Consider the following 18,055-nt stretch of genomic DNA (forward strand, 5'->3'; position numbering starts at 1 on the left):
ATTCCCACATAAATCATGGATTTCGTTATAAAACGACCGGTATTCTACGGCACATTTCCCCTGTATAAAGGCATGAAAGTCCGATTTGGATGGGGAGCCCCATCATGCACAAACCCCGCAGCTTCCGCCTACTTTTTCTCCGTGTAAAGCAAAAGAGGCGGCTACTGCGGGGTGTCTATTGCGCGGGTGCTTTGCCCTGCGGCTCCTAGAGGCCTGAGGGCTTAGTCCTCGTCAATGAAGAGCTGGCCTCGAAACTCTGGGTGCATGAGGTTTTCTACAGAGAGAACCTTATTCAAGGTTGCCTCATCCAACAGACCCCTCTCTAGGACGAGCTCCTTGACACCCTTGCCGGTCTCCAGGGACTCCTTGGCAATCAGATCGCCGTTGTGGTGACCAATGAATGGGTTTAGGTAGGTAACGATACCGATGGAGTTCTCCACGTAGGCGCGGCAGACATCCGCGTTGGCGGTAATTCCGGTGACGCACTTTTCACGCAGGGCATCAACGGCGTTGCCCATGATACGAATGGACTGGAACAATGCCTCGCCGATGACCGGCTCCATGACGTTGAGCTGCAGCTGGCCTGCCTCAGCGGCCATGGTGACAACATGGTCATTGCCGAAGATCTTGAAGCAGGTCTGGTTTACAACCTCTGGAATAACCGGGTTTACCTTGCCCGGCATGATGGAGGAGCCGGCCTGACGGGCCGGCAGATTAATCTCTGCCAGGCCGGCACGTGGGCCGGACGACAGCAGGCGCAGGTCATTACAAATCTTGGCAAGCTTCATCGCTGCGCGCTTGATGGTGGCGTGCAGGAGTACGTAAGCACCACAATCAGAAGTTGCCTCAATGAGATCGCGTGCGGTCTTCATCTCCAGGCCGGTGACCTCAGACAAAGCTGCAGTAACCTGGTGGCGGTAGCCGGCAGGAGTGTTCACCCCGGTGCCGATTGCGGTTGCGCCTAGGTTAATTTCCAGCAGACGGCGCTGAGCATCGCGTAGCAATGCCTGTTCCTCGTTCAGGTTATTGGCGAAGCCCTTGAACTCATCACCCAAGGTCATCGGCACAGCATCCTGAAGCTGGGTGCGGCCCATTTTCAGGATGTCCTGGAACTCATTACCCTTTTCCTGGAATGCGGCGCGCAGACCATCCATGCGCTCAATGAGGTGGTCAACCGCTGCGTGCAGACCCAGGCGGAAGCCGGTCGGGTAAGCATCGTTGGTCGACTGGGACATGTTCACATCATCATTCGGGTTGATGATGTCATAGGATCCCTTCTCCTCACCAAGGTACTCGAGAGCAAGGTTGGCAACGACCTCGTTGGTATTCATGTTCAGCGAGGTGCCAGCACCGCCCTGGAAAACATCCAGCGGGAACTGGTCCATGCAGCGGCCCTCCTCCAGGATCTGGTCACAAGCCCAGATGATGGCTTCGGCCTTCTTCTTAGGCAACACGTGCAGGCGGCGGTTTGCCATAGCGGCCGCCTTCTTGACCTGGACCATGCCGCGAATGAAGTGCGGGATGGTGTTGATGGTCACGTAAGAAATCTGGAAGTTTTCCATAGCACGTACGGTGTGCACACCGTAGTAAGCGTCCGCTGGAACCTCCAAAGAGCCAAGAAGGTCGGTCTCGGTACGAGTCTTCTTGCTGGAGTTCTTAGGTACCTTCTGCTCGGCCACCTTCTGCTGTGCAGCGTGAGTGGAAGTATCAGCTTCCTTCTTCTTCACGTCCTTTGCTGCAGACTTGGTGTCCTTTTCTTCTTTCTTAGAGGACTTTGCCATGATGGCTCGGCTCCTTTGCCTGTCGAGACTTATATTCGGATGAGTAACCTCAAGCGCTAATGTTAGCCACGACTGAATCTATTTGGGCCGACCCAGAAAATTCGCTCCCCCTAAAAGCGGGCGATGCGTAAATCAGAAGCCAAGATCGCCTCCGCACCGAGTTGGGAAAGCCGGTCCATGACCTGGTTGGCGTTTTTCTTGGGAACCATCGCGCGCACTGCCACCCAGCCCTCACGCGCCAAGGGCGATACCGTAGGGCCGGTCAACCCGGGAGTAGTACCAGCGGCTGCATCGAGGTTAGATTGAGCGATGTTGTAATCGATCATCAAATAGGTGCGAGCGTGCAAAATTCCCTGCATGCGGTCGAGTACCACCTGCTCTTCTTCACTAACCTCGACGCCTGGGCGCTTGATTACTACGGCCTCGGACTCGACGATCGGCTCGCCGAACGGCGCCAAACCTTGTTGGCGCAAGGTAGTACCAGTTGACACGACATCAGCAATTACATCGGCAACGCCTAACCGGATGGAGATCTCTACCGCTCCGTCTAGCCGAATAACATCGGCCTCAATCCCGTGTGCGGCGAGGTTTGCACGGACAAGATTGGGGTAAGAGGTCGCAATTCGACGCCCCTCCAGGTGAGAGATATCCCACTCCTCCCCCTGCGGGGCTGCATAGCGGAATGTAGACCCTCCAAACCCTAATGGCAGAACCTCGTCAAAGCTTGCCTTCGAATCGAGAGCTAGGTCGCGACCGGTAATGCCCAGATCCAACACTCCGCGGGCGACATAAATGGCGATATCTTTGGGCCTTAAGAAAAAGAACTCAACCCCGTTATCCGGATCCACCACATTGAGGGTTTTGGAATGTCCACGGCCCTTGTAGCCGGCCTCTGTAAGAATGTCCACCGCGGATTCTGACAATGAGCCTTTGTTCGGTACAGCAATCTTGATCATGCGGTTCCTTCCGTCCTGTGGGGCCCTGCTTAGAGGTAGTTGTAAATGTCTTCTGGGGTAAGCCCGCGCTTGAGCATCATGACCTGAGTCCAGTAGAGCAGCTGCGACATCTCTTCTGCTAGCTCAGCATCGGATTGATACTCCGCGGCGATCCACACTTCTCCGGCTTCTTCAATGATCTTTTTGCCGATGTGATGCTCGCCTTTATCCAATGCGGCCACAGTGCCGGAACCCGCGGGGCGCTGGGCGGCTTTCTCGGTCAATTCAGCAAAAAGAGTCTCAAAGTTCTTCACGCCTACCTATTGTTCCACAGGTAGTTAGAGAATGTAGTAAAACTCTGAAGTTCTACTGCTGCGCTGAAATCTTGCTAAACCACTCATAAACGTCGCAGGCCTGAGCGCCCGCGAGGTGCCGCGAATCACGGAGCCGGGAAAGCTCGGTAACCTCCGGCGGAACTTCCACCTCGTCACCTTCTGGCAGGCCGATGACCACACAGCCAGCATCAACTGCGGCGCGCATTCCGGTTGCGGAATCTTCAAAAACCAAGCATTGCGCGGGCTTTGCTCCGATGCGGCGGGCCGCTTCGAGGTACATATCCGGAGCAGGTTTCCCGGCCGGCACTTCATCCCCGCAAATGGTATCGACGAAGTATTGGCGTCCCAACGCGCTGATAGCGGCATCAGCGACGTTGCGTTCGGTATTAGTTGTCACCATCATCGGTACCCCATCCACTTTCAGCTCATCCAGCAACGCAGGAATGCCGGGAAATATCTCCAGCTTTCGAGCGAAAAGCCCCTTGACATAGTCAAACATCCGAGCTCGGTATCGATCGCTGTCACCGGGCTGCAGTGTCACCCCCGCATTATCTGCGCAGATACCCAAAGTCCTCTCAAAAGTCGCCCCTATAGTGGCAAGGCGCTGGGTGGGCGTCAGCCGCTTCCCCAAAAGCTCCGAGAGATAGAACGTTGCTTCCGCCCAGAGTGGCTCCGAATTGGTGAGTGTGCCATCCATGTCCCAGAAAATGGCGGCGGGCTTAGTCAGACTAGAAACGGCATCGGGGTGCGGCACGAGAATTAAACTATCTTTCTCTTGAAAAAGGGCGGAATGGTGGATCCGATTATGCACTAAAGGCATAGTAGTAAGCGCCAAGCTGCGAACATGCCGCGGGCCGGCGCTTAAAAGGTGGGAAGGCAGGAACTAAAAGTCTAGTTCCGGAATGTGCGATAGAGCCTCGTCGTCTGCTCCAGTTGCCGCACAAGCGTTGTAGATAAGCTCAGAAAGCTCTTCCTTTTCTTCCGGCTCAAGGACAGCATCGTGCTGCGCACGATTAAAATCGGCCAATGCGCGAACAGTTTTGGACAACACGGCTACCAGTTGCGGGCCATCCGGATCGTCCGGAAGGGCATCCAGCCCATCGAGCATATTCTCAAGGTGACCACGCAGCTCCGGAAGGACGCTGGCATCAAACGGAGCTTCCCAGAACTCCTTCTCCTCCTCCTTGAGGTAATCGCCAGTGGCGAAGGACTTCAGGTCATTTATGAACTCATCTACGGTGGGCTGGAAATCGGCGCGAATGCTCATGCTGTAGATACTGCCTTATCTTGGCTAAACCTGCACGCCGAGAAGTGATTTTAGTGCGGTGCGAACCAAATCGGCTGCCCCTTCTTCGTCTGCGCCACGGTTAGCCTGTGACCACTCATCCACAGCCGCTAGCGCCGTCGGGGTATCCAAGTCATTGGCAATCGCTGCGCGCAGCTTGGCGACGACTCCCTGAGCCCCTGCCAAGCTGCCAGGCGTAGCCACTGCCTCCCGCCATGCGGACAGACGTTGCTTTGCCTCTTCAAGCACTTCATCCGACCAGTCGCGCTCGTCGCGGTAATGCCCAGCGAAGACACCCAAGCGGATAGCGGAAGGCTCCTCGCCCGCTTCTACCAATTTGTGGACAAAGACGAGGTTGCCCAAGGACTTAGACATCTTGACCCCGTCGAGGCCGATCATGCCTGTATGCACATAGAATTTTGCCATGCGGTCCACGCCCAGGGCCGCCTCGGCATGAGCAGCGGAGAACTCGTGGTGCGGGAACTTAAGATCGCTGCCGCCACCTTGGATATCAAAAGTGGATCCCAGGCGATTGGTGGCGATAGCGGAACACTCAATATGCCAACCTGGGCGGCCAGGCCCAAATGGCGACTCCCAGGCTGGTTCGCCCTGGCGGTGAGCGCGCCAGATGAGTGCATCAAGTGGGTTCTTCTTACCCGGGCGGTCCGGATCGCCGCCACGCTCAGCAAAGAAGGTCTGCATCTCTTCGGCAGAATAGTTGGACTCGTAGCCGAATTGCTCGGTGGCCTCGATCGAGGCATAGATATCTGGGTACTCTGGGTCGTCTACGACATAGGCCGCACCGACGTCAAGAAGCTTCTGGACCATCTCCACGATTTCATCGACGGCCTCCATGGCGCCGACATAGTCCTGCGGCGGAAAGACGGAGAGCAACTCCATATCGGAGCGGAAAAGGTCAATCTGAGAAGTACCGAGCTCTCGCCAGTCCACACCGTCGCGTTCGGCGCGCTCAAAAAGAGGATCATCGACGTCAGTAATGTTTTGGACGTAGTGGACCTTCTTCCCAGCGTCCAAGAACGCACGATAGATAAGGTCAAACGTCAAATATGTGGCGGCATGGCCCAAGTGGGTGGAGTCATAGGGCGTAATGCCACACACGTAGATGGTGGCGGTATCCCCGGCGACCTCTACGGGCGCGATGGTTTGATTCGCGGAATCGTACAAGCGCAGCTGCGCCGCTTCACCGGGCACAGGGCGGAAAGAAGGTATAGGCCAAGAATGCATAGCCACCATACTAACGCGGTGTGCTTTAGAGCGGCTGCAGGACTCCCAGTACCAATAGGATCATAACGAGAACACCGACGGGGATGCGGTAAGCGGCAAACCACGAGAAGGAGTGGTTGCCCACGAACTTCAGCAACCAGGCAATGGAGGCGTAGCCCAAGGCAAAGGCAATACCGGTGCCGACCAAGAGCTGGAGACCGGTGGCGGATTGGCCGGCTTCGGGAGAAAAGGCGTCGGGAAGCGAGAAAAGCCCCGAAGCCAGCACTGCCGGAATGGCAAGCAAGAAGCTAAAGCGCGTGGCCACTTCGCGGTCCAGCCCCAGGAACAAACCACCAGAGATGGTGCCGCCGGATCGAGAAACACCCGGAATGAGCGCCAAGCACTGGCACAGCCCCATGACGATGGCATCTTTCATGGTCAACTCCTCAAAACCGCGCTCCTTTTTCCCAATCTTTTCTGCGGCGATGAACACAAAGGAGAAAAGGATCAGCATTGCGGCGGTAATCCACAAATTGCGCAGGGCACCGCGGATTGCGTCTTCGAAGGCGTAGCCGATGATTCCAATGGGAATGGAGCCCACGATGACCATCCATCCCATGCGCCAGTCTTGGTCACGAGAGGATTTATCGGTCCAGCCGCGGAACCAACCGGAAAGAATCTGCCAAATCATAGGGGCGAAATAGACCAGCACGGCCAGCTCCGTACCCAGCTGAATAACGGCGGTAAAGGAAGCGCCGGCGTCTTTGCCCCAAAACAGTTCGGAAACAATGCGCAGGTGACCGGAAGAACTGACCGGAAGAAATTCGGTCAGCCCCTGCACGATCGACAAAACGATGACCTGCGCCCAAGAAACAGCGTCAGTAGCGGTATTAGAAATCACCTGCTTTACCCTACAGCCGCGCTAAGCTTCGGGTTTTTACAACGCGCACTGTTAGGATTAGTAGCCGTGAAATCTCAATCCGGCACCGCACTTGTCTTTTCCAGTTTGCTGGCGTTAAGCGCCACCGCATTGGCCGCCTGCCAGTCCGAAGTGGGCGTGGGGGCCGATCCAGAAACCGCGGTTAAGGGCAACGCCACCCCGGCGGCCTCCCCTGTCAAGGCAGACCCGGAGGGCACCGTCGTAGACCTCAAAGAGGACATCACGGACCTTGCCGCCTTTGCTGACGTGCTCGCCGTGCGCACTAAGAACCAGCTTCTCATTGGCAGTCAGAAAGAGCTTGCTGAAAATAAGGCCACTGCTTTAGACATTTCCGCGGAGTGCGGCGATCTCAGCTCATCTTCCTCAGGCTTCGTACTGGCCTGCCCAGAAAAGGTCCTGCTCATCGATCCCTCCTCTCCCGATTCTCCCGAGGAGGTCCGTATGGAAGAAGAGACTCCCGTTACCGTTGCGACCCAGCTATCCAGCGGCGAGGTCTTCGCCACCTCAGCCGATTCCAGCACAGTAGGCATCTATAAAGATGGCAAACGCGAAGGCGACATCGAGGTCGAAGCCGGATCGGATCAGCTCCTGGCCGTGCCCAATTCCACGGGTGACGATGGGGTGGTACGCATCCTCCGCGAGGATTCCACCATTCAAAACGTGGATTGGACTAATGACCGCGCGGGCGGCCGCCTACGCGTAGGCCAGGGCGTAGGGAGCATCGCGGTGGGCGACAACGGCGTTGTCCTCGCCTCCGATACCGAGGGCGGCCGATTGGCTATCTACACTTCCGATGACGTCGTTCGCCTGCACCAATACGGCAACGTAGATGGCACCCCATGGGGCGTAGCCTGGGATAAAGAGCGCAATCTGGCGTGGGTCAGCGCCACCGACACAAATACGGCTCACGCCTATGCCATAGATAAGGGCGTTCCAAAGCTACGCGGCGATATTCCCACCGTCCCAGACGCACAAAATATCGCCGTGCTTGGCGACGGCACCTTCGTCGCCGCCTCCGCCACCGGCCACGGCCTGCAGTTTGTGGACACACCGCACCTGAAGAAGGAGTCTTAACACCATGCCCAGCACTATCGAACGACTGCGCGCGCAGGCCTACCAAGTGGCGTTGCGTGGCATGTTTCAGCTTAGCCCGGAGCGAATCCACGGAATCATCAACACTGCCCTGAGCGGACTCCAAGCGGCCGGGCCGGCCAACCGGGCCCTGGCAAAGGTACTGCCGGTCAACGATCCGGTGCTACGCCAAGAGGTCTTTGGCGTCGAGTTCCCCCGTCCGCTGGGCCTTGCCGCCGGATTCGATAAGAACGCCGCGGCGGCTGATACTTGGTCCCCGATTGGCTTTGGCTTTGCAGAGTTGGGCACCGTCACCGCCCAACCACAGCCCGGCAACCCGGCTCCGCGCCTTTTCCGCCTCAAGGCAGATAAAGCCATCCTGAACCGCATGGGCTTTAACAATGAAGGTGCAGCAGCTGCCGCAGAAAACCTGCGCAAGCGCCGCTACAGCGATGTCATAGGCATCAATATTGGCAAGACCAAAATAACCCCTGCCGAGCATGCTGTAGAAGACTACCGCCGCTCCGCGTCCGTATTAGGCGACCTAGCAGATTTCTTGGTAGTCAATGTTTCTTCGCCCAATACCCCGGGCCTGCGCGACCTGCAAGCAGTGGAGTCGCTGCGCCCCATTCTTTCTGCCGTGCAAGAATGCACCGCAGTTCCAGTGTTGGTGAAAATCGCTCCCGATCTTTCTGATGCCGACGTAGATGCAGTGGCAGACCTAGCCCTTGAACTCGGCCTCGACGGAATCGTAGCGACTAATACCACTATTTCCCGTGAGGGCCTGAAGACCCCACCCGCCGAGGTGAAAGACATGGGTGCCGGTGGCGTATCCGGCCCTCCGGTAGCTGAGCGCTCCCTAGAGGTACTGCTCCGACTCAATGAGCGAGTTGGCGGCCAGCTCACCCTCATCTCCGTCGGGGGCATCTCCACGCCGGAGCAGGCATGGGAACGCATCACTTCCGGCGCTTCCCTGTTGCAAGGCTACACCGGCCTCATCTACGGCGGTCCGGATTGGATCCGCGATATCCACCGTGGCATTGCCGCCCAAATCCGTGCCCACGGCTTGCACAATATTTCGCAGGCAGTTGGCTCAGGCCTCCCGTGGAAGCCCGTGGATTAATCCCAATCGAAGACTCTCGTTTAAGGAAGATAGTCTGCCTCCCTTCCCTGCTTTAGGCAGGTGGCGGGCGGATTTTCTTTGTCTACACGGCACTGGCTAGGCTTGTGCCATAGCGCTGCGCCGGAGAATAAGTGCACACAGCACTGCGAAACCGGCGTAGAACAGCACCCAAAATTGCGCTTGGGTAAATAAAATTCCGCCGGGTAAGAAGCGGCTCGCCGCGATGACTACGATCGCAGCCACTAATGCTGAAACCTGGGCGCGGCTTCCCGCCTGACTCTTGCTCATGGTGCTAAAGGCCCCGACGAGGAACGCAGCAGCAACAATAGCTGCCTTCGAATACGTCCATGCGAAATCGGCTCCCCAGCCATCCGTGAAGACAGAGATTAACGCGAAAAGAGCCAGCACGAATGCAACCACCATGAAGGCACCGCCAACCCGCAGGGTTGCTGGTGGGCTCGCCTGCGATGTACTAGAGCTACGTGCCATTACTTTGCCTCGTACCAGCCCCACAAAATGGCACGGCCTAGCGCGTGGAAATGCAGGTTGAAACCGAGCACAGTCGGCGTTGCATCTGGGTCGATATCGAGCTTTTCCACGTCTACTGCATGGACTGCATACAGGTAGCGGTGAGGTGCGTGACCTGCAGGAGGGTTAGCACCATAGTAAGTTCGCTCACCCGAATCATTGCGCAGGCTAATGACGCCGTCAATGCCCAGGTCTTCTGCAGCACCAGCATTGGTAGGCAACTCGCTTACCTCAGCGGGGATATTGAACGCCGCCCAGTGCCAGAAACCAGAAGCGGTGGGCGCATCTGGGTCGAAACAGGTTACGGCCAGGGACTTAGTGCCTTCCGGCAAACCGGACCATGCAAGCTGAGGGGAAACGTTTTCTGGCGCCCGGAGCTTTTCTTGCAGCTCGTCGCCTTCGACCACATCGGTGGAGGAGAGAACGAAGGAAGGAACATCGCGTAGCGCCGCATAGGGATCGGGTCCTGGAAAGCGGGAGTCATCTGCATAAGTAGTCATAGACTCCTTTGTACCCCACCTCACAAGCTACTGTCGATGTGGTGTACCCCCAAGCCGCGACGAAAAGTCCCCCACAGGTCACGCCGTCCACCCAGGCTTACAACGATGTATTTCTTCTCTACCTTAACGGGAAGATTTTCACACCGTGCGCTGGCGATTTGTAAAGCAAGCCCAGAGCAGGATACAGTATCGGAGTGCCCAGCCGAGGGGCTGATAAACACCCTGCCCGGGTGGCGGAATGGCAGACGCGCTAGCTTGAGGTGCTAGTGTCCTATTAACGGACGTGGGGGTTCAAGTCCCCCCTCGGGCACAGCGGTCCGGCGGTTATCTTCAAGGTAGCCGCCGGATTTTTCTATTCAGCACTCTCATTAGGATTACTATCGCCCCCATGACCACACTTTTGAGTTGGGCGCGCAGCTTCGGCCACTTCCTCTTTTTGCTCGCCCAGTCCGCTTGGGAGTCAATCCTCCATTGGACGGTGCGTCGCTGGATAACTGTTATCGCCGCCATCGTCACCGTCATAGTCTTGTTTCATTTCTTCGACGTACCAAATGTGGCCCAACTTCGTGAATGCTCCGCTCGCCTCGGCGTGTGGTTTCCACCTCTTTTCGCTCTGGGTTATGTCATATTTACCCAGTTCCCGTTTCCTCGGACGGTCTGGACAGTAACCGCCGGAATTCTATTCGGCCCATGGAAGGGCCTCACCTTATCCTTGTGCGCCCTGACCGTGTCAGCAGCCTTGTCGCTTCTTATTGTTCGCAAGCTCCTCGGCGACTGGATCCGCCCGCACCTAACTCACCCCGCAGTGTTCAAGATAAACGCCCATCTAGAGCGGCGTGGCTGGCTGGCCATCGCTTCCCTCCGCATGGTGGCGGGCGTTCCCTTTAGTCTCCTAAATTATGTTGCAGCTTTGACCCCTGTGAAGCCGAGCCACTTCGTTTTAGCCACCCTTCTTGGTTCCATCCCCACTACAGCCCTAGGTGTATTCTTCGGTGATGCCCTCACCGGCAGCACCTCGCCCGGCATTGTCGCCGCCATGGTCATCTTTGCGGCGATCGGCATAGGCGGGCTGTATGTGGATTCACGCCTGCCCACTCGCCCCTAAGTCAAGTACGAGCGGTAGACTATTTCGCAATTGGTTCCTAAAGGAGGATTTCTGTGCTTGCTGTCCACGCCCGCTACCGCGGCCGCTCTGTGCGCCGCGCAGAGTTAGTCCAGCGATCCGCATCGGCATTATCCACCCTCAACGGCGTAGGCGAGTTCCATGTCCTTGGAGTGGAAGATATCTGCGCCGTAGTTGACTCAGCAACGGCCGTATGCGACGTGGTCATGGCCCTGCTTGCCGACGGCGACTGGGCCATCGGCATCGGGATTAGCCCAGGCAACCAAGAAGACGAGGAAGGCGCGCGCCAGGTAGCTACCGCTGCACTAAAGAAGTCCGCACGCATGGGGCAGGTCTACGCCAAGATCAATAAGCGCGGCCGTGCTTCCGAGGCAAGCGATATTGCGGCCACCTTTGCCCTGCTCGGATACGTACTCCACAAGCGCACGATCGAGGGGCGCGAGGCTACTTCTTTGGTACGCGCGGGACTTAACCAAAATGAAGCGGCCGAAGAGTTAGGCATTTCCAAACAAGCCATGTCCCAGCGCCTTCAGGCGGCCGGCTGGAGCGCAGAAATGGCGGGATGGCAGTTGGCCGTCAACCTGATTGAACGCGCCAACCTCACCTACCCCTAGAGCAAATCAGACTTGCTCAATTCAGGTGTTGTGACGAAGTCTACGAGCCGCTCCACCGCGCCAATCAGGCTGGAGTCGAGATCGCGGAAAGAATGCACGGCGTTATATACATGTCGCCACCCGTCTTTCGGGTCACTCCACCCCACGCGGCGGCAAATGCCGGTCTTCCAATCTTCGCCATACGGTACTTCTGGCCATGCGCGCAAGCCAACGCGCTGCGGTTTCACCGCTGCCCAAATATCGATGAATGGATGTCCAGTAACTAGGACATGCTCCCCCACGGCTTCCGTCAACCGGGTTTCCTTGGAACCTTGGACGAGGTGATCCGCCAAAACTCCGACCCTGCGACCAGGCCCGGGCTGAAATTCCGCCAGGCGTTCTTCCAAGTTGTCTAGGCCTTCAAGGTATTCCACCACTACGCCTTCCACGCGCAGGTCGTGGCCCCATACCTTTTCCACAATGGCGGCGTCGTGCACGCCTTCAACCCAAATGCGCGATGGCGCGGCGACCTTGGCCTCCACGTTTTCAACACGTCGCGAACCAGAGTTGGTTTTACGGGGTGCCTGCTTTTCGACGTACCGGGTAAGCGTCACCGGCTTACCCTCCACCAAGAAACCACCCTTAACCAGATTGAAGACGCGCTCCACCCCGTGGCGATCCTCAAGGCGTACCACCTCGCCGAAAACGGTTTTGTCCACCCCCATGACAGCCCCTACAAAATCATCGCCACGCACTTCTACTACCATTCCGGGCTCAGCAGGTACTTCAGGGTATTGCCGCGGCTTCGACCGCGAGTGGCCAGCAAAAATGTCTCCGCCATAAGGATCAAAACTCATGGCCCGATAGTCTATCTACTAGACTGGCTCGCCATGGATATGCGCGCCGAAGTATGGTCACCTTTACAAAACACTGCTGTCTGGCTGGGGTCATGGCTGTGGGGACACGAATCCACCGATGATTTATTGGATGCGCTCACTGAACTAGGCGGGCGTCCGGAGGGCGTGGACGAAGCTCCGTTCGCCGATGTGCTGGCGCTACTGCGCGCAGAGACCGCCGAACTTACCGCCGAGCGCGGTAGAGGCGCCGAGCCCATTGTGCGCCTTGCGCTTTCCGGGCCAGGAGAGCCTCCTTCCTTACCCGCAGGATCGGAGTCCTATCACGCAGCTGTTCAAAGTTCTGCCGGGGCAATCATAGTTCGCACCAATGATCCCTTGCGAAACTTGGCTCTCATTCCCCACATTCGCCACAGCCATACGGCCTGGCAAGTGGTCGTCGAAAAGCAGCAGCTGCCTGCGCCAGCCTGGCTTAGTCCCGGCGAAGCCGATGCCCTCCTCGCCCAAGCAACTAATGAGTCCGCGGACCTCATCGCCTCAACCGGATATAGCACTGAAGCATTGCCCAACCCTCGTCTCACCGTGGGAACACTCAGCGACTTCTATGACACGCCCGGTCTTCCCCCATCGACGCCGGCACGCGCAGCCAAACTTTTTGCCCGCGCCGACCGAGTAGCCGCAATCATCGAAACGGTTACCGACCGCATCAATGATCACAGCCTCGACCCGCAATTGCTCCGCCTCTGGCGCCACATCCGCCAGGCCCGCATGACGGGCGTGTCTTATGCCCTAGGAGAATTTGCGCGTTAACGGTTCCAAATATCGCAACACCCCGCCGCACATGGCGCGCCATTGACCGTGCATCCTTGGACGGTAACCTGACCACTAAGCTCCCAGTCGCGGCCCTCCTCCAACTCTTCCACAAGATCGACCACCATCTCCGCAAAGCGCGGGGTCGGGCCTGCGGTACGGGTGCGCAGGACCTTGACACCCATTTCATCCGCTGCCTTTCGTAGCTCCGAATCAAGGTCCCAAATAACCTCCATATGGTCGGAGATGAAACCAATTGGGCATACCACCACCGTGTCGATGCCCTCCTTGCGGTGGATATCCGTGGTGTGGTCAACAATGTCTGGTTCTAGCCACGGAGTGCGTGGATTGCCTGAGCGAGACTGCCAGACAAGATCATAATCAGAAATGCCTGCCTGCAACGCCACCAACCTAGCTGCCTCTGCCACCTGGCGGGAGTAAAGGTTCTTATCACCTTCCGCGCCGCCTACGTTATCGTGCGCAACGGGAACCGAATGGGCGGTAAATAGTAGGCGCGAAGTTTCATCCTTATCTTCCGGAACCTGATCCCAGACCTCTGTTACGGCAGCGGCCATTTCGGCCACAAATTTCGGATGATCAAAGAACTGGCGAATCTTGGTGAATTCAATCTCCGGCAGGCCCTGCTGCGCCAGATGCTCGCGCATGCGTTGAATATCCTCGTCATATTGCCGGCACGCGGAGTACCCACCCCATGCGGAAGTTGCGAAGACAGCTACCTTGCGAACCCCGTCCTGAGACATCTTCTCCACAGTCTCACTGGCAAAAGGGTGCCAATTTCGGTTACCAAAGTAGACCGGTAGATTATGTCCGCGTCTTTTCAACTCGTTATCAACATGATCGATAATTTCGCGGTTGAGCGCATTGAGCGGACTTACGCCTCCGAAGTGATAATAGTGCTCGCCCACTACTTCAAGCCGTTCGCGAGGAATGCCTCGGCCACGGGTAACGTTCTCCAAAAATGGAACGACCTCCTCGTTTCCTTCCGGGCCACCGAAAGAAAGGACGAGGAGGGCGTCAAAGTTTTGGACATTCTGTTGTGCGTCAGTCATGCCCTAAACAATACCAACCGAAAGTTGGAGATTAGAGAAGGCGCACGACGTCGGGAGTAGCGCCACCCCAGCGAACTGGAACCACTGAAACAGTCTGACCAGACTGCGGCGCTTCAATCATTTGGCCGTCGCCTAGGTAGATAGCTACGTGCTGGTTGCCACCAGGCCCGTAGAAAATAAGGTCACCACGCTTCGCGTTGTCGCGAGGGACCTTCTTGCCCTGCTGATACTGTGCACCAGTGTAGTGAGGCAGATCCAGGCCAGCTGCCGCATAGGCGTACTTCACGAGACCCGAGCAATCGAAACCCGATTGATTGAAATCACCGAAAGAGTCAGCCACTCCGCCGTCTCGAAGCCCGCCAGTAGGACCGTTATTATCGCCGCCTCCCCAAACATAAGGGACGCCCACCTGAGACTCGGCACGAGCAATAACGGCTTCAATCTGAGTATCGCGCCCAGCATCTGCACCTGTAATGGCTCCCTCGGACTCCGTTACCTCATCTACTTCAGGAGCGTCAGCGCTCGCAGCAGGTGCAGTATTCGGGCTCCCCAATCCAAGCAAGTCAGATGAGCCTTGCATCAGGGTGCGCACATCGTCCTCGTCAACTGCCGCGGCGATATCATTCGCAAGTCCGAGCGCATCATTTACAGAGGATCCAGTTGCAAAGTCGACGTTCTGGAACGTTGGGGTAGCACCCTGATTGAGGGCGTTTCCAAATTCAGCTTCAGGAGTAGTACCCCCTTGGTTGACAGCCCCTCGGTCTTCCAGATTGTTGGATGCGTCCGGGACAGAAGGAGCCTGCGGGGAGCCCTCCCCGACCACTTCATCAGTAAAGGTCTCTGACTTGTCCTGATCGGTCAAGTCCTCAGAGTTGACCAAGACGGAAGCAGAATCCCCTTGTTCGTCAAGCTCATTAACTTGATTTGGCTTGGAATCAAAGGTGTCCTGTTCAGAGAGCTGAAAGCCGCTTCCATTCGCCGCTAGAGATTCCGCCCCCTGCTGGCGAGCAAAAGTTGCCTCCGCAAACCTTTGGGTAGCGTTCAGTCGCGCTTCGTTTTGCGCCAGTTCTCGACGCTGTTGCACCACACGATTCTCGGCATCTCGCTTATCCTTGTTCGCTCGGTCCAACTCGCCTTGCAGGCTAGCAAGGTACTCCTCATTCGCCCCAGGTTCGCCGCTTACTTGTTCTATTTGGCTGTGGATCTGAGCGATTCGGTTTTCGGCTCCAGCAACATCAGCTTCCGCACGACTTAACTCTTCACGCGAGGTCTCAACAGCCCCCTGTAGAGAATCGGCGTTGGTAACCGCGCGGTCAATTGCCGCGCGCTCTGAGTCGTGCGCCTGGACTGCACCAGCGTTATACGCTGGTGATTCATCAGCGCCTGCTGGCGCAACGGTGGAAAGTGTTGATACGGCTGCGGTACCTGCTACTGCAGCAAGGAAAGCGCGAACATGTCGAATGCGCGGAAGGCGAATGGTGGCCACTGAAATACTCCTAGATTGGACCCACACAGTTCCTTTAAGAAGCGCCCATAACAGCTTCCGGACATAGGAATGCCCGGGCTCCCCGCCTGCACAATTCGCACAAACGCAGGCGTTATCGCATGCCAGAATAGAGCAACTGGAGATTGCTTCGAGATGATGAAATTAGATACACGAAGCTTTTCTCAAGCGCCCGTAGACACTAGAGCGGTAGATGATTATGGACTGCCCCAATTGGCTAAGACTTCACTCCGGGCGTGCTCTTTCGGCGGATCGCTCAACAGTCCAGGGACCTTCTTGCGGTGACTGGAAACCTGACTTCTATCGCACTCCAGCCGGCTGCCCTGAATCGCTACTGTTTCCCCACAACAGCGAAAATCAGACGACTAAAGTTCCAGCTGGATTGACTAAAGGTCTACTCGTCCAAAATCAACAAGCAAGACCAAAAGGTCTACACATATCCATTGTTCACAGCAAAAATTCCCACGACTGCGAAGTCCACTTACTCGTTCGCGATATTGGCAACATACGCTCCAGGATGCGTGTTACAACCCAAGATTCCGCATGCCCCGATCACGTCCTATTGCACTGAGCGCCGTGAGAACTGCTCTACGGGTTCTGGCATGTCTCGCCGCGGCGCCGACTGGCCTTGCTAAAAGGTCTAGCCTTTCAACAATCCTGAGCCGTCGAGGGCAAGCAGCCACAAACCATGAACAGGCCACACGAAACTGGCCCTGGCGGAGTGATTCGGCGTTCCTAGACCCAAACCCTATGGACCTATCCGTGCGCCCCTTTCGCGGTTAAGAGCTTTGCGCTCTGCCCGATTGAAAGATTCGCCCCAAAATTTCCACACGGTGGAGTTCTAATGAACCCGTCTCACCTCATAAACGGAAGGTGGGTTGATGTTTATTTTTTCGAACATTGCAATCGCTCAAGTTCTTCACCTGCGTCCCCAATCACGTTCGATTGAGCCCGGTTCATTGACTCCCAAGAACGGCCACTCGAAGTTTCCTCATTCGCTCGAGGCGTGCTTCCCCACATACCCGTGCGAGTTCTCTCGTGACAGTCAAGGCTAAGCCCATGAACCCAGGACGCAAGAAATGTCTCCTGAGTCGACAACCGAACCATACGTCACGACACGCCCGCTTCGCACAATTTTCCCGCAATTCACGTGAGTCAAGTTGGTTCACATGACTCAACATGAGCACCTAACCTGCGATGATTTTGTTACCAACCCGTTATTGTGACTTTAATCACTACTTGATTCAATTGTCCACCTTTCAAACCGGTCCCCCTTTGGTTGATATGGAAGCAGGCCGACTACTCCCCTACCCCGAGTCAACCCCTAAGAGTTTACTTTGCCCCCTCCCCTGCCCTCCTCACACTTTTCAATGACACTCCAGAGCGCGTCGCCACCAGATACGACCCCCTGTTACGTCATTCAACCTTGAGTTGATTCCACCGCTCCGATAGATCATCGAGACGGCATTTTGTTCGTCATCGCCTGGTGCCCCTTGCTCACCCCTAGAGATCATTAAGCAAGTGTCCTCCCCCGCACCCAAGGCCGGTTCGCAATGTTTTAGCTTTTACTCTGAAACTTTCTCGAACAAACCTATTTACCTACCCCCCTTGTTCAAGAGGCGATACTTGAAACTTCGAATCCTGATTTCTGCCTCGCGGCACCCCCACCTTTGATGCCCAGGGGGCTCACTTACGCCCCTTCAGGCTAGTGTCGGCTTGCCACCATGAAAGAATTAATCAAGACGAACACAGCAATCACAGCCACCGTTCCCACGACCGTGGTCACCGGAAAGCTGATTTGGTCTAGTCCCCCGTAGTACTCAGTTACTAGGTCCACCTGGTTAAGTCCAGGCGCCAGTTGCGTCTGCACCGACTCAATGTCGGCTCGACTATAAGTATCACTAACCGAAGAGACATGTTGTGGGGTCTGAACAATGACCGTGTTCAGGCCCGTTGCTTCTTGAAGCTCTTGGGCAATATCACGAACGTCGGGTGCCCGAACATCCATCACATCGACCACGGCCACGCCGTCGCCGCCCCGCAACCCGTTGCTCACATCCGCATTGAGGGAGACATCGTGACTAAGCGCCGGGGCGGTGTAGGCCACGCCATCCTCTTCGAGCTGATCCGCCAAGTCAGATATATCTACCCCTGCGGGAACCATGCGAATCCTTTCCTTATATATAGGACCCTAAACTTCTACTCCCCCAAGATACGGGCAGCTTGAGGGAACTCACTCCCTCAACTCGCCGGATTTTGCGAAAAGGTGAAAACAGAACGCTTGTACTGTTACAATGGCAGCGACCGAAGGTTTTAGCCTCTACAATATCTAGGTGAACCATCGCGTTCTTTGTCGCCTTCAACGCTGCGGGCCCCATG

General features: G+C 56.5%; 18 protein-coding genes and 1 tRNA gene. 6 read left to right on the forward strand and 13 right to left on the reverse strand.

All coding sequences use genetic code 11. From position 1 onward, the window contains the following. Positions 1-221: 221 nt before the first annotated feature. The 7 genes from aspA to L8V22_RS00430 form a co-directional block, all read right to left on the reverse strand. Positions 222-1,781 (reverse strand): aspartate ammonia-lyase, encoded by a 1,560-nt coding sequence (aspA, locus tag L8V22_RS00400; RefSeq protein WP_238800912.1) that lies wholly within the window; start codon positions 1,779-1,781, stop codon positions 222-224. A 110-nt stretch (positions 1,782-1,891) separates the two neighbouring features. After that, complete coding sequence (gene hisG, locus L8V22_RS00405) at positions 1,892-2,737, reverse strand: ATP phosphoribosyltransferase (RefSeq protein ID WP_238800911.1); 846 nt, start codon at positions 2,735-2,737, stop codon at positions 1,892-1,894. A 29-nt stretch (positions 2,738-2,766) separates the two neighbouring features. Next, a complete protein-coding gene (locus tag L8V22_RS00410; RefSeq protein WP_238800910.1) occupies positions 2,767-3,030 on the reverse strand; it encodes a phosphoribosyl-ATP diphosphatase in 264 nt (87 codons plus the stop codon). Positions 3,031-3,082: 52 nt separating this feature from the next. Further along, complete coding sequence (locus L8V22_RS00415) at positions 3,083-3,805, reverse strand: HAD family hydrolase (protein WP_269966370.1); 723 nt, start codon at positions 3,803-3,805, stop codon at positions 3,083-3,085. 129 nt (positions 3,806-3,934) lie between these two features. Then, entirely contained in the window at positions 3,935-4,318 is a 384-nt protein-coding gene (locus L8V22_RS00420; RefSeq protein WP_238800909.1) for a hypothetical protein, read from the reverse strand. A gap of 24 nt (positions 4,319-4,342) precedes the next feature. After that, a complete protein-coding gene (mshC, locus tag L8V22_RS00425; RefSeq protein WP_238800908.1) occupies positions 4,343-5,581 on the reverse strand; it encodes a cysteine--1-D-myo-inosityl 2-amino-2-deoxy-alpha-D-glucopyranoside ligase in 1,239 nt (412 codons plus the stop codon). 25 nt (positions 5,582-5,606) lie between these two features. Beyond that, positions 5,607-6,461, reverse strand: a complete 855-nt coding sequence (locus L8V22_RS00430; RefSeq protein ID WP_238800907.1) for an undecaprenyl-diphosphate phosphatase — start codon at positions 6,459-6,461, stop codon at positions 5,607-5,609. 66 nt (positions 6,462-6,527) lie between these two features. Between L8V22_RS00430 and L8V22_RS00435 the strand changes: the two genes are divergently transcribed. Further along, a complete protein-coding gene (locus L8V22_RS00435; RefSeq protein ID WP_238800906.1) occupies positions 6,528-7,574 on the forward strand; it encodes a YncE family protein in 1,047 nt (348 codons plus the stop codon). A gap of 4 nt (positions 7,575-7,578) precedes the next feature. Continuing rightward, complete coding sequence (locus L8V22_RS00440) at positions 7,579-8,694, forward strand: quinone-dependent dihydroorotate dehydrogenase (RefSeq protein WP_269966371.1); 1,116 nt, start codon at positions 7,579-7,581, stop codon at positions 8,692-8,694. Positions 8,695-8,790: 96 nt separating this feature from the next. On the opposite strand, the gene L8V22_RS00445 is transcribed toward L8V22_RS00440, so the two are convergent. Both L8V22_RS00445 and L8V22_RS00450 read right to left on the reverse strand, forming a co-directional pair. Then, positions 8,791-9,183 (reverse strand): hypothetical protein, encoded by a 393-nt coding sequence (locus L8V22_RS00445; RefSeq protein ID WP_238800904.1) that lies wholly within the window; start codon positions 9,181-9,183, stop codon positions 8,791-8,793. After that, the gene (locus L8V22_RS00450; protein ID WP_238800903.1) at positions 9,183-9,722 is read right to left on the reverse strand and encodes a YbhB/YbcL family Raf kinase inhibitor-like protein; all 540 of its coding nucleotides are present in this window, start codon (positions 9,720-9,722) and stop codon (positions 9,183-9,185) included. Before L8V22_RS00450 ends, L8V22_RS00445 begins: the two co-directional genes overlap by 1 nt. Before the next feature lie 224 nt (positions 9,723-9,946). Here L8V22_RS00450 and L8V22_RS00455 point away from each other — a divergent pair. The 3 genes from L8V22_RS00455 (at position 9,947) to L8V22_RS00465 (ending at position 11,459) form a co-directional block, all read left to right on the forward strand. Next, positions 9,947-10,032: transfer RNA gene (locus L8V22_RS00455), tRNA-Leu, on the forward strand. A 78-nt stretch (positions 10,033-10,110) separates the two neighbouring features. Beyond that, on the forward strand, positions 10,111-10,827 hold the full coding sequence (locus tag L8V22_RS00460) for a TVP38/TMEM64 family protein (protein WP_238800902.1): 717 nt from the start codon (positions 10,111-10,113) through the stop codon (positions 10,825-10,827). A gap of 53 nt (positions 10,828-10,880) precedes the next feature. Then, positions 10,881-11,459 carry a MarR family transcriptional regulator gene (locus L8V22_RS00465; protein ID WP_238800901.1) on the forward strand — a complete coding sequence of 193 codons (579 nt, stop codon included), beginning with the start codon at positions 10,881-10,883 and terminating at the stop codon, positions 11,457-11,459. Here L8V22_RS00465 and L8V22_RS00470 read toward each other — a convergent pair. Continuing rightward, the gene (locus L8V22_RS00470; protein WP_238800900.1) at positions 11,456-12,295 is read right to left on the reverse strand and encodes a DUF3097 domain-containing protein; all 840 of its coding nucleotides are present in this window, start codon (positions 12,293-12,295) and stop codon (positions 11,456-11,458) included. The genes L8V22_RS00465 and L8V22_RS00470 overlap by 4 nt on opposite strands. 33 nt (positions 12,296-12,328) lie before the next feature. On the opposite strand from L8V22_RS00470, the gene L8V22_RS00475 reads away from it, so the two are divergent. Continuing rightward, positions 12,329-13,102 carry a hypothetical protein gene (locus tag L8V22_RS00475; protein ID WP_238800899.1) on the forward strand — a complete coding sequence of 258 codons (774 nt, stop codon included), beginning with the start codon at positions 12,329-12,331 and terminating at the stop codon, positions 13,100-13,102. Here L8V22_RS00475 and L8V22_RS00480 read toward each other — a convergent pair. The 3 genes from L8V22_RS00480 to L8V22_RS00490 form a co-directional block, all read right to left on the reverse strand. Next, positions 13,099-14,172: a ferrochelatase gene (locus tag L8V22_RS00480; RefSeq protein ID WP_269966372.1), complete on the reverse strand. Its 1,074-nt coding sequence runs from the start codon at positions 14,170-14,172 to the stop codon at positions 13,099-13,101. The two genes, L8V22_RS00475 and L8V22_RS00480, sit on opposite strands and share 4 nt — an antisense overlap. Positions 14,173-14,203: 31 nt before the next feature. Next, positions 14,204-15,658, reverse strand: a complete 1,455-nt coding sequence (locus L8V22_RS11670) for an NlpC/P60 family protein (protein WP_238800897.1) — start codon at positions 15,656-15,658, stop codon at positions 14,204-14,206. Positions 15,659-17,381: 1,723 nt separating this feature from the next. Continuing rightward, a complete protein-coding gene (locus L8V22_RS00490) occupies positions 17,382-17,840 on the reverse strand; it encodes an Rv1476 family membrane protein (RefSeq protein WP_238800896.1) in 459 nt (152 codons plus the stop codon). Between the last annotated feature and the right edge of the window lie 215 nt (positions 17,841-18,055).

The organism is Corynebacterium yonathiae (assembly GCF_027570195.1).
GTDB lineage: Bacteria > Actinomycetota > Actinomycetes > Mycobacteriales > Mycobacteriaceae > Corynebacterium > Corynebacterium yonathiae.

Coding starts and splice junctions, on each gene's coding strand:
- L8V22_RS00475 (WP_238800899.1), top strand. CDS start 12,329: ATGGATATGCGCGCCGAAGTATGGTCACCTTTACAAAACACTGCTGTC.
- L8V22_RS00460 (WP_238800902.1), top strand. CDS start 10,111: ATGACCACACTTTTGAGTTGGGCGCGCAGCTTCGGCCACTTCCTCTTT.
- L8V22_RS00440 (WP_269966371.1), top strand. CDS start 7,579: ATGCCCAGCACTATCGAACGACTGCGCGCGCAGGCCTACCAAGTGGCG.
- aspA (WP_238800912.1), bottom strand. CDS start 1,781: ATGGCAAAGTCCTCTAAGAAAGAAGAAAAGGACACCAAGTCTGCAGCA.
- L8V22_RS00480 (WP_269966372.1), bottom strand. CDS start 14,172: ATGACTGACGCACAACAGAATGTCCAAAACTTTGACGCCCTCCTCGTC.
- L8V22_RS00490 (WP_238800896.1), bottom strand. CDS start 17,840: ATGGTTCCCGCAGGGGTAGATATATCTGACTTGGCGGATCAGCTCGAA.
- mshC (WP_238800908.1), bottom strand. CDS start 5,581: ATGCATTCTTGGCCTATACCTTCTTTCCGCCCTGTGCCCGGTGAAGCG.
- L8V22_RS00420 (WP_238800909.1), bottom strand. CDS start 4,318: ATGAGCATTCGCGCCGATTTCCAGCCCACCGTAGATGAGTTCATAAAT.
- hisG (WP_238800911.1), bottom strand. CDS start 2,737: ATGATCAAGATTGCTGTACCGAACAAAGGCTCATTGTCAGAATCCGCG.
- L8V22_RS00470 (WP_238800900.1), bottom strand. CDS start 12,295: ATGAGTTTTGATCCTTATGGCGGAGACATTTTTGCTGGCCACTCGCGG.
- L8V22_RS00445 (WP_238800904.1), bottom strand. CDS start 9,183: ATGGCACGTAGCTCTAGTACATCGCAGGCGAGCCCACCAGCAACCCTG.
- L8V22_RS00450 (WP_238800903.1), bottom strand. CDS start 9,722: ATGACTACTTATGCAGATGACTCCCGCTTTCCAGGACCCGATCCCTAT.